Here is a 14,647-nt window from a genome sequence, read left to right as displayed (position 1 = left end):
CAGTGTATCGGCGCGGTGAAGGCTGCATGGCCGTGCCGACCTCGATGCAGCGCGCCAGCGACCGCTCCGCCACGCCGGCACCCGGCCCCGGCGAGGCCGCCGTGCTGCCGATGGCGGCCTGCCTGATCGTCGGCGTCACCGCGCATCGCGATCTCGTGCCCGAGGAAGTGCCGGCCCTCGAAGCCGCCGTCGACGCCTTCTTGAAGCGGATGCAGGGCCTGCACGCCGACCTCCCCGTGGCCGTGATGTCGGGGCTGGCCGAGGGCGGCGACCGGCTGGTAGCGCGGCGCGCGCTGGCGCTCGGCCTGCCCCTGGTGGCGCCGCTGCCGCTGCCGCTGGAGGAGTACCGGCGCGACTGCACCTCGCCCGAATCGGCGGCCGAGCTCGACGCCTTGCTGGCTTCCGCACAAGCCATCCATCTACCGCTCGCCGAAGGCAACGACGCCGCCTCGGTGTGCGTGCCCGGCCCCGCGCGCGACCGCCAGTACGCGCAGTTGGGCGTGTTCATCTCCTCGCATTGCCAGGTGCTGCTCGCGCTCTGGGATGGCACTTCCAGCGATGCCGCGGGCGGCACCAGCGACGTGGTGCGCTACCACCTGCACGGCGAAATGCCGGGGCTCGGCCGGGTGGATGCCCCGCCGAACCTGCTGGCCGACGACGACAGCGACCTCGCCTTCCACATCGTCTGTTCGCGCACGCGCAGCGGCGCCACCGCGGACGGTGCACTCGGCACCCACTGGCTGACGCGCGGCGCACGCAGCGCCGGCAGCGGCCCGATGCCGGACGGCTACGTGCGGCTGTTCGACCAGCTCGGCGAGTTCAACGCCGATTCGCGCCTCTATGCCGAGGACATCGAACGCGAGGGCCACGGCCTGCTGCCGCCACCCGAGATCGCGCCGGCGCGGGGATCGCTGCCACGGATCGATGCGCTCTACCGCCGCGCCGACTGGCTGGCCCTGCACTTCCGCCAGCGCGTGCACCACAGCATGGCCCTGCTGCACGTACTGGCCGTGCTCACCGGCCTGCTGCTGATGACCTATGCCGAATTCGTCGCCCATCTGCTGCTGATGGGCGCGATCCTCGGCCTGTTCGCCACCGGTGCCGCGGTGGCTTGGCTGGGCAACCGGCGCTCGTGGCATCGCCGCTACCTCGACTACCGCGTGCTGGCCGAGGGCCTGCGCGTGCAGGCCTACTGGGCCATCGCCAGCGTGCCGTCCTCGCACCGGGTCGGCTTCGCCTACGACAGCTTCCTGCAGAAGCAGGACGTCGAGCTCGGCTGGATCCGCCACGCCATGCGCGCCGTCGCGCTGGGCGGCGAGCGCCGCGCCAACGATGTCGGGCTGCAGTGGGTGATCACGCACTGGGTGGGCGACGGAGGCGCCACCGGCCAGCTCGGGTACTTCCGCCGCCGCGCCACCGACCGCGAACGCATGTACCGGCACACGCGCCTGCTCGGTCGCGCCAGCCTGCTGCTCAGCCTCACTGGCGCGATCGTGCTCGTCATGTTCGGCTCGTCGTTCGAACCGATGACGGTGAAACTGCTGCTGGTGACCACCGGCGTCGCCGCGCTGTTCGCCGGCGTGCGCGAGGCGTACTCGTACAAGCTCGCCGACAAGGAGCTCATCAAGCAATATCGCTTCATGGCCCGCGTCTTCGGCGCCGCCGCCGAGCGCATCGCCCGCGAGCCGACGCCCGCGAAGCAGCGGCAGGTGCTGGAGGCCCTTGGGGAGGCCGCGCTGGAGGAGCACGCCGAGTGGATCCTGATGCACCGCGAACGTCCCCTCGAACAACAACCCCTGTCGGGCGCATGAGCACCGTCTTCCTCAGCTACTGCCGCAGCGACCAGGCCGACGCCGCGCGGCTCGCCGCCGCGCTGGCGGCGGCCGGGCTCGACGTGTGGTGGGACCACCTGATCGAAGGCGGTGCGGCCTTCGCCAAGCGCATCGAGAGCGCGCTCGAAGGTGCCGACGCCGTGGTGGTGCTGTGGTCCGCGCGCTCGATCGAATCGGACTGGGTGCTCGACGAAGCCGCACGCGGCCGCGACCTGCGCAAGCTGGTACCGGCCTCGCTCGACGGCACGCCGTCGCCGCTGGGCTTCCGGCAGTACCAGACGGTCGATCTGGTGCGATGGCGCGAAGGCAACGACGAGGCCCCGCTGCAGGCACTGGTGCGCGCCGTCGCCGCGATGGGCAGTGGCGCGAAGCCCGAACCCGTGCGCGCGGTGTCGGCGGGCCACGCCCCGCTTGCGCCACACGGGCAAGGACCCACCAACGCCGCGCGGCGCCGCCTGATGCTTGGCGCCCTCGCCGCCGTGCCGGCGCTTGGCGGCGGGTTCTACGCGTGGCGGCACTTCGCCGGTGGCAGTGCCGTGGTCATCGACAACAGCGTCGCCGTGCTGCCCTTCGACAACCTCAGCGGCGACGCCGCGCAGGCCTATTTCTCCGACGGGCTGTCCGAGGAAGTGCGCAGCACGCTCACGCGCAACCTCGCGCTTCGCGTGATGGCGAAGAGTTCCTCCAGCCGCTTCGCGACCGACCGGCGCGACGCCACCGAGATCGCCGGCGAACTCGGCGTGTCCTACCTGCTCCGCGGCAGCGTGCGCCGGCAGGACGACGTGGTGCGCGTGTCGGTGAACCTGGTCGAAGGGCGCACCGGCTTCGACCGCTGGTCGGAGACCTTCGATGGCCGCCTGAGCGACGCCTTCCAGGTGCAGAGCGACATCGCCTACGCCGTGGCCGACAGGCTCAGCGCCTTCGTCGGTGGCGATCGCGACGATCGCGACGGCCTCGCCGCCGTCGGCGGCACCTCGAACCCGACGGCACTCGACGCCTACCTGCGCGGCCGCACGCTCTACGACCTCAGCAGCGACGAAGCCTCGGAGCGCGCCGCGCTGCGGGCCTTCGACGATGCGCTGGCGGCCGATGCGAACTTCGCCGCCGCCCACGCCGCGCGCGCACGCTCGCTGACCGCCATCGCCAACCAGTATGGCAGCCCCGACGAGAACGTGCGTCTGTACGCTGAGGCCGTCACCGCCGCCGAGCGCGCCATCGCTCTCGCGCCCGCGCTCGCCGAAGCCCACTCGACGCTGGGCTTCACGCGCTTCCAGGGCCAGCTCGACGCGCGCGGCGCACGCGAGCCCTTCGAAGAATCGCGCCGGCTCGGCGCCGGCGAGGCCACCGTGCTGACGCGCTTCGCCCAGTACGCCGCGCGCTGCGGTCGCCATGACGAAGCGCGCGACGCGCTGGAGCCGGCGCTGGTCCGCGACCCGCTCAATCCGCTGATCCACCGCGCCGCCGGCGGCATCGCCTACGCCGGGAAGCACTTCGCCGACGCCATCCCGCCACTGGAGAAGGCGCTGGCGATGAACCCGAAACTCACGCGGGCGCACGCTGCCATCGGCGATGCGCGCCTTAACCTCGGCGACATCGACGGCGCCATCGCGGCCTATGCGAAGGAGCCGGTCGCCGACATGCGTTTCGCCGGGCTGGCGGTGGCGCATCGGCGCGCCGGGCGGAACGACGAGGCCGACGCCGCCATGCGCGAGCTGCGCACCCTCGGCGACCGCGTGCTCTACCAGCAGGCGCAGGGGCTGGCGGAAGCCCGTGCGATCGACGAGGCTTTCGATGCCCTTGAACGCGCGCATGCCCTGCGCGACTCCGGGCTGATCTACGCGCGCAACGACCCGTTCCTCGATCCGCTGCGCGGCGATGCCCGCTTCAATGCCCTGCTCGAGCGCCTCGGCTTCGATGCGCCGGTCGCCTGAGCCGCGCTGCCGCAGCGCAGCAGAGTTTGCCGGACCCTTCTGCTAGCCTCGGTCCCGGCCGAAAGCCGTTCAGCCCCATCCACAAGGAGTGCACCGTGAAGCCGATCGTCGTCGCCAGCCTCGCCCTTGTCCTCGGAACCGCCCTGCTCACCGGCTGCAAGGCTGAAGAGCCCGCGGCCCCCGCTCCCGCGGCCGAACCCGTCGCCGAGCCCGCTGCAGTCGAACCGCCCCCGCCGCCGGCCGAACCCGCCGTCGATGCGAGCGCGCCGGCCGACACCATGACCGACCCGGCCGCGCCCGCCGCCGACGGAACCGACCCGAACGCCGCGCCGCCGGCCGAGGGCGAAACGATGGAAGAAGAGACGGACACGCCGCACTCGGGCGGCGACAAGGTCTGATCCGTCCTTTGCGGAACACGGGGGCGGCGGCGGAGGTTCCGTCGCCGCTCCCGGCAGTGCCTCAAGGCAGGCTGTTGCGCGTCGGCGGCAGGCGCATGGCCTGGTCGATCCAGTCGAGGTACTGGTCGATGCGCGTGTAGACGCTCGGCCGCCCATCGCCACCGCAGCGGTCGCTGCCCCAGCTCACCAGCCCCGCCAGCACCGGCGTGCCATTGGTCCGCACCACCGGGCCACCGCTGTCGCCGCCGCAGGTCGACTGCTTCGGATTCGCGGCACAGAACACTTTGGGATGCACCTTGCCGCCGCCGCGACCGGGCCGGCTCTCGCAGATGCGCTGCCCCATCAACCGAAGGTCGACGCGCAGGAGCACCGCGCTGTTGATGTTGGCGTTGCCTTGGCCGACGCCCCCCCAGCCCGTGGCCGAGACGGGCTCGCCGTCGTCGAGCGGCGTGCGATTGAGCGGAATCGGACGGATCAAGGCCGGATCGCGCCGCTGCGGCGTCCCCTCGGGCGCGATGCGCAGCAACGCAATGTCGTTCGCGTACATGTTCGGTGGACGCGCAAGGTCTTGGCTGCCGGCGTCGTACTGCGAGTGCCGAACGATGTGATCAATGCGATAAACGATGCCGTCGCCCGACGAGATGTCCTGCGCGCCGAGTCGCACCTTGAAGCCCAGCGCCACTTTCGCCTGGTCGATGCAATGGGCGGCCGTCAGCACCCAATCGTCGGCGATCAGCACACCGCCGCAGTAATGCTGCCGAACCCATTCGGGATAGGGCGCCTGCGGATTCGGAGCGCGATTCGGATTGAAGATCTGCGCCTGCCACGGGACGGCACTGGCCGCCACCGGACGACCACCAAAGGCGTAGGGCACATCCCGGCCCGGCGACGAAGACCCGGCCGAGGGCCGGCCGCCCGAAGGCGCCCCGCCGAGGCTCAGGGACAGCATCTGCCCGGCCGAGACGCCGTCCTCGCCGTCGCGCTGCCCGGTGTCCTCCACCACGCCATCGGGCCCGGCCACCGCTTCAACGTCGAACGACGCGTCCTCGCCGTAGCGGTCGTCGAAGGGAATGGCGTCGTCCGACTCGTCCTCCACCAGTTCCGGCGCCCACGAGTCGTCCTCGCAGTCCTCGACGAAGGCCATCGCCGCCTCGTCGGTCGCGTCGGCGTCCTCGTCTTCGTCGGCAAGGGGCTCGTCGTCCTCGAACGCTTCGTCGTCTTCGAAGGCGTCGTCCTCCTGGGCACCCGCGGCCAAGGTCGCGGCGAGGAGTTAGCCCGTGGCACCGGGCAGGGCCCGTGCCGGCGGCGCGGCCACGGCCAAGGCGGTAAGGATCGCGACGCACAGCGCGTCACCACGACGAATCGACAGCATGGCGCTCTCCCCGGGGCGTGCGCGGATTGGGCGCCTGCCGCATCGCATCGTCAAGACGCCGCGACGCATTCTGCGGCTGCGCCGTCGCCGCGGCCCCGCCGTACACTCCGGGGCTGCCTTCGCGGAGCCCACGATGCACCCTCTTCGCCGCCTCTACGGCTACGCCCGCGCGTACCGCCGCAACGCCGTGCTCGGCACCGTGTATTCGGTGCTCAACAAGATCTTCGACGTGCTGCCCGAACTGCTGATCGGCGTGGCCATCGACGTGGTGGTGAACCGCGAAGACAGCTTCATCGCCCGCTTCGGCATCGTCGATCCGATGGACCAGCTGGTGGCGCTCACCGGCATCACCATCGCCATCTGGGTTCTGGAATCGCTGTTCGAGTACCTGCTCGCGCTGAAATGGCGCGGCCTCGCGCAGGACCTGCAGCACGAGCTGCGCCTCGACGCCTATGCGCACCTGCAGAAGCAGCCGCCCGCGGCGATCTCCGAGGCGCGCAGCGGCCGCCTGATGGCGGTGCTCAACGAGGACGTGAACCAGGTCGAGCGCTTCCTCAACACCGGCGCGAACGAGCTGATCCAGGTGGTCGTCGGCTCGCTCATGGTGGGCGTGTTCTTCTTCGCGATGACGGCCAGCCTCGCCGCGCTGGCCTTGCTGCCGGTGCCGCTGATCCTCATCGGCGCCTTCTGGTTCCAGCGTCGCCTGCAACCGCGCTACGCGGCCGCGCGCGAGGCGGCGGCCACCGTGTCGGCGCGGCTCGACAACAACCTCGCCGGCATGGCGACGATCCAGGCTTACACCGCCGAAGAAGCCGAGCTGGCGCACGTTCGCGCCGCCTCCGATGCGTATCGCCAAGCGAATGCGGAAGCCATCCGCTTCGCCGCGGCGATCACGCCGGTGATCCGCATGGCGGTGCTCGCCGGCTTCGCCGTCACCCTGCTCTACGGCGGCTGGCTCGTGCTTCAGGGCCAACTCGGCGCCGGCAGCTATGCCGCGCTGGTGTACCTGACACAGCGCCTGCTGTGGCCGCTCACGCGCCTCGCCGAGATGACCGACCTCTACAACCGCTCGATGGCCTCGGTGCAGCGGGTGATGGACCTGCTCGACAGCCCGGTGCCGGCGCCGCCGCCGGGCCGCTTGGACACCCGCGCGCGCGGCGCGCTGGCGTTCGAGGACCTCGGCCACGCCTATGCCGGACGCGTCGCCCTGGACGGTGTGGGCTTCGCCATCGAAGCTGGCCAAACCGTTGCGCTGGTCGGCGCCACCGGTGCGGGCAAAAGCACCCTGCTGAAGCGCCTGCTCGGCTTCCTGGAAGCACAGCGGGGCCGAATCACCCTCGATGGCCGCGACCTCGCCGACATCGATCCGCGCTCGCTGCGCCGCCAGCTCGCCTACGTCGCGCAGGAGCCCTTCCTCACCGACGGCACGGTGGCCGAGAACATCGCCTACGGCGACGCCGCGCCCGACGCCGCGCGCATCGAAGCCGCGGCCCGCGCCGCCGAAGCCCACGACTTCATCGCCGCACTGCCCGGTGGCTACGCCGCTGAAGTGGGCGAGCGTGGTGCGCGGCTCTCGGGCGGACAGCGCCAGCGCATCGCGCTGGCCCGTGCGCTGTACCGCGACCCCGCGGTGCTGGTGCTCGACGAAGCCACGTCGGCCATCGACAACGAAACGGAGGCCGCGATCCAGCGTTCGCTCGCGACGCACGCGAAAGGCCGCAGCACGCTGGTCGTCGCGCATCGACTGAGCACGGTGCGACACGCCGATGCCATCCACGTGCTGGAGCATGGCCGCATCATCGAGTCCGGCACGCACGATGCGCTGCTGGCGCGCAACGGGGCGTACGCTGCGCTCTGGCGCCTGCAGACCGGCGACGCCTGATCCCCCCTCCCCCCGAGTACGCCATGCCCGCCCCCGCACCGAGCACCGCGCCCCCCAGCGGCGAGTCCTTCGACCACGAATTGCGCGCCGCGGTGTCGGCCGGCGACTTCGAACTGCACTATCAGCCGAAGGTGCGATGCCCCGACGGCGGCTTCGCCGGTTTCGAAGCACTGGTGCGCTGGCGCCATCCGACGCGCGGCCTGGTGCCGCCGGGCCAGTTCATCCCGCGGCTCGGCGAACTCGGGCTCGCGCCGCTGCTCGGGCGTTGGGTGATGACGGAGGCCTGCCGGCAGATAGCGGCGTGGGAGGCCGCAGGCCTCGGTGCCGTGTCGGTGTCGGTGAACCTCTCGCCGGGCCAGCTGCGCGACCCGGCGCTGCCCGAGCGCCTGCGCCAGCTGCTGCGCGACCACGGCCTCGGCCCCGGCCGGCTGGAGCTCGAGGTGACGGAGGCCATGCTGATGGACGCGCCGGACGAAGCGATCGCGCGGCTGCGCGCGCTGCGTGATGCGGGGGCGCGGCTGTCGATCGATGATTTCGGCACCGGCTGGTCGTCGATGGCGCACTTCCGCCACCTGCCGGTGCACCAGCTCAAGCTCGACCGCGTGTTCGTGCAGCACGTCGACCGCGATCGTCGCGACGCCAGCCTGTGCGCCGGCGTGATCGCCCTGGCCCATCGCCTGGGTTTCGGCGTGGTCGCCGAGGGCGTGGAGAACGAGGCACAGGCGAAGCGCCTCGCGGGCTTCGACTGCGACCTGTTCCAGGGCTTCCTCTACAGCCGCCCGCTCAGCGAGGAGCGGGCGGGGGATTACCTGCGCGGCGCGCGGATCACTCCGAGAACGCCATCACCTTCAGCGTGAACTTGCCCATCGACTCGTCGCCGCTGCCCAGCGAACCGACGCGGATCGTGTAGTTGCCGTCCTGCGCGGTCTCGACCACGGCGAGCGGGTTGAGGTTGCCGTCGGCGCGGTCGTCGTTCTCGATCGCCTTGGTGCGGTCCGGGTTGAACACCGTCACCACGCCATCGAAGTCTTCCGAGGTCACCGACACGATCAGGAACTGGCCGGTGCGGGCTTCGACCTTGTAGTCGCGGCTCACGCCACCGTCGTCGCGCGGCGAGTCGTTGGCGGTGAGCTCACCCTGCACGGTCTGGCCGACGCGGATGGTTTCGGGGGCGGCAGCCGCGAGGCCGGCAAAGGTGAGCGTGGCGAGGGCAAGGGCGAAACGACGCATCGGGGGTCTCCTTGGGGGCTCGCCGCCCCGGATGGGGCGGCGTGAAAGGAGTCTAGGCGCCTTCACCCGGCTTCCACCATGGGCGGATCGGGCGGTTTCCGGGCAAGGCGCCTCGCGTTCAGTTTCTTGTTCAGGCCGCCGGCTTGCGGAAGCGCAGCGTCATGCGGTCGGACTCGCCGATGGCCTCGTACTTCGCCTTGTCCTCGCCTTCCGGCACGTCGAGGGACGGCGGCAGCGTCCACACGCCGTTCGGGTGGTCCTTCGTGTCCTTCGGATTGGCGTTGATTTCGCTCCGCTCCTCGAGAACGAAGCCGGCACCTTGGGCGAGCGCGATCACCTGGGCCTCGCTGACGTAACCGTTGATCTGCTCGCGCGGCACGTCGGCGTTCGCGCGGTGCTGCTCGAGGCCCAGCACGCCGCCCGGCTTCAGCACCTCGAAGAAGGCCTTCATCTGGGCTTCGGCCTGGCCATTGCGCATCCAGCCGTGCAGGTTGCGGAACGTGAGGACGGCGTCCGCCGAACCGGGAGTGCCATAGACCGGCGCCGCCGGATCGACTTCAACGAACTTCACGCCATCGAATTGGCCCGGCGACTTGGCGAGGTGCTCGCGGAACTTCGCGTTGTCGGCGGTGAAGTACTCGCGGGCGCGGTCCGAGGTGGTCTTCGCCGGATCGGTGATCGCCGCGACGTAGGTTCCACCACCCTGCTTGATCCAGGGGGCAAGGATCTCCGTCCACCACGCGCCGCTGCCGGGGCTGACTTCCACGACGTTCATGCCGGGCTGCAGGCCGAAGAAGGCCAGGGTCGGCCCGGGATGGCGGAAGCCGTCGCGGGCGACGTTGGCGGGCGTGCGCCACTCGCCGGCGATCGCGGCATCCAGCGCGGCCTTGGCCTGCTCGTGCGCGTCTTGGGCGGCAGCGTCGGCCGGCTTGGCGTCGCCGCCATGGTTGTGCGCGAAGGCGGTGGGAGCAGCAACGGCGGCAAGCAGGGCGATGCAGAGCAGGGAGCGGCGCATGGCGGAACCTCGTAGCGTGAAGAGGCGTGAAGGTTGCGCAGGGCCGCGTTACGGGCGTGGCAAGGCGCGCTACGGTGGCGCCCCCGGCCGGCAACGGCCGACTTGGTGAAGGCCGGCCACACCGCCATGGCGAAGCCCCCTCCCGCGCCGCGCTTCACCCCGCACGGGCAGACCGCGGCCCGCTGGGACGACGGTTTCCTGCAAGTCGTCGTGAGCGGCCCCTTCAACGTCGAAGGGATCGAAGTGCTCACTCGCACGATGCTCGAGGGCTACCGCGGCTTGCCCGAGGGCACGCCGGTGGTGAACGTCTGCGAGATGCGCGGCACCCTCGTCTACACGCCCGAAGCCTGGGAGGCGCTCGGGGCCACGATCCGGGCCACCAGCGCCAGCGGCATGCGCGTGCTGGCCACGGTGTGGATCGTCGCTGCGGACGTGGAAGGCGCCGCCCTCCTGCTGCCGCGCGCACGCGCCCTGTTCGCCGCGGCCGGACGCCGCTTCGAGGTCTTCGGCGAACGCCGGGCGGCGGAAACGTGGGCGCGTCGACACCTCGACGACGCCCTAGGCTGAGCCGACGCGTTAGTCTCGGCCTCCCCACGTCACGGGCGAGTCCTTCGTGCCAGAGCCTTCCGAACCCGGAACGGGACCGTTCCCCGCCCACGGCGATATCGAGGTGGTGAAGGACGGCGCGATCATCCGCGCCGCTGGCGCAGGCCCATTCAACGTCGAGGCCGTGGCCGCCTATGCGCGGCGCATGGCGCAACTGGTGGCGGGCGTCGAACCCGGCGGGCGCTTCGTGGTGATCGCGCGCATGAGCCGCAGCATCCTCGCCCCGCCCGACGCCTGGGCGGCGCTCGACGCCAGCGTGCGCAGCCGCAGGCTGGGTTCTTCCCGACAGATCGGCGCGGCTTGGGTGAAAGACGGCGACGTCGAAGGCTGGGCCTTGATGTTGCCGAAGATCACGGCGATCTACGCCGCCATCGACGTCCCCTTCCGTGGCTTCGACGACGAGGCCGCGGCGGCCGCCTGGGCCCTGGACGTGCTTGGCGATCGCGCACCCTGAGGCGCCGCACGGCGCTTCAAGGCGTGGCGCGCGCCCGGTGGCGACGGCCGATCGAATAGCAGGCGCAGGCGGCAGCCTCGAGGCGATCGCGGTCGAGGATCTGCAGTTCGCCGCGCGCGTACCGGATGATCCCGGCGCGATGCAGTTGCCCCGCGGCGATCGTGACGGCGCTGCGCTGCACGCCCAACAAGCCGGCGAGGCGCAGGTGGGTGAAGCGGAGCTCCGAGCCTCCCAATCGGTCCTGGGCGCGCAGTAGCCATAGCGCGAGGCGCGAGGGCAGCGAATGGAAGCGCGTGCAGGGAACGGCCTGCGCGACCTGCGCGAACAGGCGGGTCACCGATTGGTCCACGAGCTGGCGCAGGGTCGCACTGGCGTCGAGTTCGGCGCGGAATCGCGGCACGCCGATCCGCCATGCGCGACCTCCGACGAGGACGACGGAGCGCGTCGCCGACGGCGCACCTCCCAGAGCGAGCATCGCGCCATCGACGCCTTCGCGGCCGATCACGGCGACTTCCAGCGCCTCATGCCCGTGCACGTGGGCCAGCAAGCCGATCAGGCCGCCCTGCGGGAAGTGGACCTGGGGATGGCGCCGACCGGCGAAAACCAAGGGCTCGTCAACGGTCAGTTCAACCTCGTCGCATTGCGCCAGGAACCGCTCGCCGAGCGCGCGAGGCAATTGGCCCAGCAGGGCGTTGCCACGACGCGAAGGTTTCGGGATGGCCAAGGGCGTTTCCTCGTGGGCATCGGAGGAGGGACGCCCTCCGTCAGGCGTCGCCGGAACCTCGCGACAGTGGGGGCTGGGCGGAAAGCGCCTCTTCAATCGGGGCGATCGCCCTCTCGGGCAACACGACGGGGCGCGTCGGCCGAGGGCCGGCGCACGCCCGTCCGTTTTCCCAGTGAATCATCGGTACGGGGCCCACCCGCGGCAGCGGATGGACCCCCTCGTGCTCGGCGGTCATCGAATCGGCTCCAGGCTGCTCCACCGGCTTCTGCAGACGCCACCCGGCGTCTTTCGATCGCAGCGCAGCGCCGGACTCGTGGCGCGACGCTCCTCCCGTTCGCCGGGACAGGGCGCGCTCCGCACGGGAACGCGCCGACGATGTCCATAGGTCTTCATCCGACCGACCCGGGCGTTCGTGGAGGGCACAGCGTCAGACGGTGTGGCGCGCGAGGAATCGCGCCACCTGGCCGTCGGCCTCCGAGCGCTTGACGCCGTAGCGCTTCTCGACGAGCGACGCGAGATCGGCCGCCTGGCCGTTGGTCTTCAGCAGTTCGTCGGCGCTGATCTTGGTCCATTCCGCGCGTGCCGCACCCACCTGGGTGCTCCACGGGCCGCGGCCGCCCTTCGACTTCGCGGTGATGTCGGACGGCTGGCCCATCAGGGCATCGTCGCCCTTGGCAGCGGTCGGGGCCGCGGCGGCGGCGTGGGAGAGCGCCTCGCCATCGGGGAGATTGAACGCCGGCGTGGGCTGCGGCATTGCGCCCTTGGCGGGGACTTCATGCGTGTTCTTTGCGGTGGTCATGGGGGGGTCTCGATAGGGGTTCCCGGGCCAGGAGGCGGCGGGCCGGCGTGGGCCGGACATCGAGACTGCGCTTCCCGTGGAAGAACATCGGTGCGCTACGCCACGCAGCGATGGTCGACGACGCTCCCGCCTAGCGGGCGGGCGTGTGCGGAACGCTTGAGGGCACGTAGTGCAACAAGCGGTCGTACTCGTGCTTGACGACGGCGTAGCACTCGCAGCAGCGCGCCTCGAGCCCCGGGCGATCCACCACGGTGATGTGGCCACGGCTGTACTCGATCAGCCCCTGCTTCTGCAGCTTGCCCGCCGCTTCGGTGACGCCCTCGCGGCGCACCCCCAGCATGTTGGCGATCAGCTCCTGCGTCATCTGGAGAACAGGGCCGTCGAGACGATCAACGGAGAGCAGCAGCCAACGGCAGAGCTGCTGGTCGATGGAATGGTGGCGGTTGCAGACCGCGGTCTGGGCCATCTGGGTGAGCAGCGCCTGGGTGTAGCGCAGCAGCAACAGGAGCAGATCGCCGTGGCGATTGAACTCCTCCATCAATACTGGGCCGGCGAGGCGATAGGCCCAGCCCGCACTCTGCACCACCGCGCGACTCGGCGTGCTGGCGCCGCCCATGAACAGCGCGACGCCGACCATGCCTTCGTTGCCGACCACCGAGATCTCCGCGGAGGCGCCGTCTTCCAGCACGTAGAGCAAGGAGACGATGCTGTCCGTGGGGAAGTAGGCGTAGCGCATCGCATCGCCGGACTCGTAGAGCACTTTCCCGAGCGGGAGGGGCACGCGTTCGAGTTTCGGAAACAGGCGCTGCCGCACCGCATCGGGCAAGGCATCGAGCAGGTGGTTGCGTTCGGGGCGGGGGGCGTTGGGCATGCCCATCGAGCATACGCCGACGCCTTCACGGCCAATGTGCGGTATCGAACACAGGCGTGTGTGTGGCGCCGCACCGACGCGGGCCCGGATCGCGGCAATGCTGGCCTCCCCTCGACCAGCGGAGCCTGCCATGACCCCCCGATCCCCCCACCCCCGGAACGTCCTGATGATCGGCCTGGCCCTGGCGGCCACGCTGATGCTGGGCGCGTGCAACACGATGCGCGGCGTCGGCAAGGACACCGAAGCCGTCGGCGACAAGATCCAGGACGAAGCCGAGGAGCACATGGACGACGAAAAGAAAGACGACGGCCGCGAAGGAGAATCCCTGTGAGAACGACCCTGATCCCGATCATCGGCTTGGCACTCGTGCTCTCGGCCGGATGCCAGAAATCGCGCTCGGACGCCGCGGAAGACCTCGCCACCGAACGCGCGGAAGCCAGCGATGACATTGCCGAAGCCCGCGACGAAGCCGAGGCCACCATGGAAGAGGCGGACGAGGAACTCGTCGATGCGGAACAGAAGCGCGACGAGGCCATGATCGACGCGCAGGACGACATGGGCTCCGCGACCGCGGATGTCCTCGCCGAGAGGGCGGAAGCGAACTTCACCCTCGCGACGAAGGAAGCGGACGCCCGAGCGCGTGTGGCCATGGAGAAGTGCGAGGCCCTCGGCGGCGTCGACCGGACAGCCTGCAAGAGCGAGGTCGATGCAACGCGTGCGGTGGAGGAGACACGGGCCATTGCCGACCGCGATGCCGCGCTGGCGGAGGCGAAACGCCAGGACTGAGGGACAGACTGGCGGCGGATGGCCGCTGCCGGTGCCACAAGACGGGGCCCTCTCAGGGCCCCGTCTTCATTGGCGGTGCGCGCCATGCCGTCCACATCACCCTCTCACGCGCCGACCCAGCGCCTTGCGATCAGGCCGAGCAGCGGAAACAGCCCGAGCCTGCGGGCCGGCGCCCACAGCCGGATCGCGAGCAGCAGGGCGAGCAGGCTTACGATCGGATGGCGCCGGGCCAAGGCCACGGCGTCCATGACGCGATCGGCCGCGTGCAGCGGGCCCGAACACTGGACGAACTGCACGGCCAGTTGGATGCGCTGGGCTTGGGCCTGCGCCGCGAGCTCGCCCTGACGAACCGCCAAACGCGAGGTCATGGCGGCGAGGCGCGCAGGATGGCCTGGTCTTTGCCCAGTTCCTCGAGCGTGGCCGCGAACCAGCGCGGCGCGCGGCGAATGCGCTCCAGGGCCACGGCCACGGAGGCCGCCCCGAGGAGCAGAAGGACAAAGGCCGCGCCGACGAGCACGGCGACCCGGTCCTCGCTGGCGACAGCGAGTACGGCGGCAGCCAAGCCGGCCGCGACGGCCAACACGAACGCGAACAACGCAGCGGCGCACCACGACAACAAAACGACCAGGCGCAAGAGCGCCTGGTCGAGGTCGACTTCCATCAAGGCGAGCCGCGTTTTCGCGATCGCCACCATCGTGGCTGCGAGGTCTGCCAGCGCGGCCATCAGGCCGCGCCGACGGGGTAGAG

The 14,647-nt window shown here is 70.8% G+C and carries 17 protein-coding genes; 9 read left to right on the top strand and 8 right to left on the bottom strand.

Annotated elements, in window-relative coordinates; translation table 11 throughout:
* The first annotated feature begins 26 nt into the window (after window positions 1-26).
* From O9255_RS08935 to O9255_RS08925, 3 genes are all read left to right on the top strand, one after another.
* The gene (locus O9255_RS08935; RefSeq protein WP_297866511.1) at window positions 27-1,811 is read left to right on the top strand and encodes a hypothetical protein; all 1,785 of its coding nucleotides are present in this window, start codon (window positions 27-29) and stop codon (window positions 1,809-1,811) included.
* Window positions 1,808-3,763: a TIR domain-containing protein gene (locus O9255_RS08930; protein WP_297866510.1), complete on the top strand. Its 1,956-nt coding sequence runs from the start codon at window positions 1,808-1,810 to the stop codon at window positions 3,761-3,763. The genes O9255_RS08935 and O9255_RS08930 overlap by 4 nt, the downstream gene beginning before the upstream one ends.
* 95 nt (window positions 3,764-3,858) lie before the next feature.
* Entirely contained in the window at window positions 3,859-4,161 is a 303-nt protein-coding gene (locus tag O9255_RS08925; RefSeq protein WP_297866509.1) for a hypothetical protein, read from the top strand.
* 61 nt (window positions 4,162-4,222) lie between these two features.
* On the opposite strand, the gene O9255_RS08920 is transcribed toward O9255_RS08925, so the two are convergent.
* Window positions 4,223-5,416: a serine protease gene (locus O9255_RS08920; protein ID WP_297866508.1), complete on the bottom strand. Its 1,194-nt coding sequence runs from the start codon at window positions 5,414-5,416 to the stop codon at window positions 4,223-4,225.
* A gap of 250 nt (window positions 5,417-5,666) precedes the next feature.
* On the opposite strand from O9255_RS08920, the gene O9255_RS08915 reads away from it, so the two are divergent.
* Both O9255_RS08915 and O9255_RS08910 read left to right on the top strand, forming a co-directional pair.
* Window positions 5,667-7,415 carry an ABC transporter ATP-binding protein gene (locus tag O9255_RS08915; RefSeq protein ID WP_297866507.1) on the top strand — a complete coding sequence of 583 codons (1,749 nt, stop codon included), beginning with the start codon at window positions 5,667-5,669 and terminating at the stop codon, window positions 7,413-7,415.
* A 23-nt stretch (window positions 7,416-7,438) separates the two neighbouring features.
* Complete coding sequence (locus tag O9255_RS08910) at window positions 7,439-8,272, top strand: EAL domain-containing protein (protein ID WP_297866506.1); 834 nt, start codon at window positions 7,439-7,441, stop codon at window positions 8,270-8,272.
* Here O9255_RS08910 and O9255_RS08905 read toward each other — a convergent pair.
* Together O9255_RS08905 and O9255_RS08900 are read right to left on the bottom strand one after the other, a co-directional pair.
* Window positions 8,241-8,645, bottom strand: a complete 405-nt coding sequence (locus O9255_RS08905; RefSeq protein WP_297866505.1) for a PPC domain-containing protein — start codon at window positions 8,643-8,645, stop codon at window positions 8,241-8,243. The two genes, O9255_RS08910 and O9255_RS08905, sit on opposite strands and share 32 nt — an antisense overlap.
* A gap of 130 nt (window positions 8,646-8,775) precedes the next feature.
* Window positions 8,776-9,660, bottom strand: coding sequence for a methyltransferase (locus O9255_RS08900; protein ID WP_297866504.1), 885 nt, complete (start codon window positions 9,658-9,660; stop codon window positions 8,776-8,778).
* A 126-nt stretch (window positions 9,661-9,786) separates the two neighbouring features.
* Between O9255_RS08900 and O9255_RS08895 the strand changes: the two genes are divergently transcribed.
* On the top strand, window positions 9,787-10,227 hold the full coding sequence (locus O9255_RS08895) for a hypothetical protein (protein ID WP_297866503.1): 441 nt from the start codon (window positions 9,787-9,789) through the stop codon (window positions 10,225-10,227).
* Between the two features lie 46 nt (window positions 10,228-10,273).
* On the top strand, window positions 10,274-10,720 hold the full coding sequence (locus O9255_RS08890; RefSeq protein WP_297866502.1) for a hypothetical protein: 447 nt from the start codon (window positions 10,274-10,276) through the stop codon (window positions 10,718-10,720).
* A 16-nt stretch (window positions 10,721-10,736) separates the two neighbouring features.
* Here the strand turns inward: O9255_RS08890 and O9255_RS08885 are convergent, their stop codons facing one another.
* The 3 genes from O9255_RS08885 to O9255_RS08875 all read right to left on the bottom strand — a co-directional run bounded on the left by O9255_RS08885 (window position 10,737) and on the right by O9255_RS08875 (window position 13,114).
* On the bottom strand, window positions 10,737-11,444 hold the full coding sequence (locus O9255_RS08885) for a Crp/Fnr family transcriptional regulator (RefSeq protein WP_297866501.1): 708 nt from the start codon (window positions 11,442-11,444) through the stop codon (window positions 10,737-10,739).
* Window positions 11,445-11,871: 427 nt separating this feature from the next.
* A complete protein-coding gene (locus O9255_RS08880) occupies window positions 11,872-12,243 on the bottom strand; it encodes a hypothetical protein (RefSeq protein ID WP_297866500.1) in 372 nt (123 codons plus the stop codon).
* A 130-nt stretch (window positions 12,244-12,373) separates the two neighbouring features.
* A complete protein-coding gene (locus tag O9255_RS08875) occupies window positions 12,374-13,114 on the bottom strand; it encodes a Crp/Fnr family transcriptional regulator (RefSeq protein WP_297866499.1) in 741 nt (246 codons plus the stop codon).
* Window positions 13,115-13,244: 130 nt separating this feature from the next.
* Between O9255_RS08875 and O9255_RS08870 the strand changes: the two genes are divergently transcribed.
* On the top strand, window positions 13,245-13,445 hold the full coding sequence (locus O9255_RS08870; RefSeq protein WP_297866498.1) for an entericidin A/B family lipoprotein: 201 nt from the start codon (window positions 13,245-13,247) through the stop codon (window positions 13,443-13,445).
* Entirely contained in the window at window positions 13,442-13,900 is a 459-nt protein-coding gene (locus O9255_RS08865) for a hypothetical protein (protein ID WP_297866497.1), read from the top strand. The genes O9255_RS08870 and O9255_RS08865 overlap by 4 nt, the downstream gene beginning before the upstream one ends.
* 104 nt (window positions 13,901-14,004) lie before the next feature.
* On the opposite strand, the gene O9255_RS08860 is transcribed toward O9255_RS08865, so the two are convergent.
* Complete coding sequence (locus O9255_RS08860) at window positions 14,005-14,268, bottom strand: YqjK family protein (protein WP_297866496.1); 264 nt, start codon at window positions 14,266-14,268, stop codon at window positions 14,005-14,007.
* Window positions 14,265-14,624 carry a phage holin family protein gene (locus tag O9255_RS08855; protein WP_297866495.1) on the bottom strand — a complete coding sequence of 120 codons (360 nt, stop codon included), beginning with the start codon at window positions 14,622-14,624 and terminating at the stop codon, window positions 14,265-14,267. The genes O9255_RS08860 and O9255_RS08855 overlap by 4 nt, the downstream gene beginning before the upstream one ends.
* Window positions 14,625-14,647: the final 23 nt, after the last annotated feature.

The sequence above is a fragment of the Silanimonas sp. genome (assembly GCF_027530345.1).
Classification (GTDB): Bacteria; Pseudomonadota; Gammaproteobacteria; order Xanthomonadales; family Xanthomonadaceae; genus Silanimonas.
This window is presented reverse-complemented; position numbering and strand designations above follow the sequence as displayed.

Coding starts and splice junctions, on each gene's coding strand:
- O9255_RS08935 (WP_297866511.1), top strand. CDS start 27: ATGGCCGTGCCGACCTCGATGCAGCGCGCCAGCGACCGCTCCGCCACG.
- O9255_RS08915 (WP_297866507.1), top strand. CDS start 5,667: ATGCACCCTCTTCGCCGCCTCTACGGCTACGCCCGCGCGTACCGCCGC.
- O9255_RS08870 (WP_297866498.1), top strand. CDS start 13,245: ATGACCCCCCGATCCCCCCACCCCCGGAACGTCCTGATGATCGGCCTG.
- O9255_RS08910 (WP_297866506.1), top strand. CDS start 7,439: ATGCCCGCCCCCGCACCGAGCACCGCGCCCCCCAGCGGCGAGTCCTTC.
- O9255_RS08900 (WP_297866504.1), bottom strand. CDS start 9,660: ATGCGCCGCTCCCTGCTCTGCATCGCCCTGCTTGCCGCCGTTGCTGCT.
- O9255_RS08880 (WP_297866500.1), bottom strand. CDS start 12,243: ATGACCACCGCAAAGAACACGCATGAAGTCCCCGCCAAGGGCGCAATG.
- O9255_RS08860 (WP_297866496.1), bottom strand. CDS start 14,268: ATGACCTCGCGTTTGGCGGTTCGTCAGGGCGAGCTCGCGGCGCAGGCC.
- O9255_RS08895 (WP_297866503.1), top strand. CDS start 9,787: ATGGCGAAGCCCCCTCCCGCGCCGCGCTTCACCCCGCACGGGCAGACC.
- O9255_RS08875 (WP_297866499.1), bottom strand. CDS start 13,114: ATGCCCAACGCCCCCCGCCCCGAACGCAACCACCTGCTCGATGCCTTG.
- O9255_RS08905 (WP_297866505.1), bottom strand. CDS start 8,645: ATGCGTCGTTTCGCCCTTGCCCTCGCCACGCTCACCTTTGCCGGCCTC.
- O9255_RS08930 (WP_297866510.1), top strand. CDS start 1,808: ATGAGCACCGTCTTCCTCAGCTACTGCCGCAGCGACCAGGCCGACGCC.
- O9255_RS08855 (WP_297866495.1), bottom strand. CDS start 14,624: ATGGCCGCGCTGGCAGACCTCGCAGCCACGATGGTGGCGATCGCGAAA.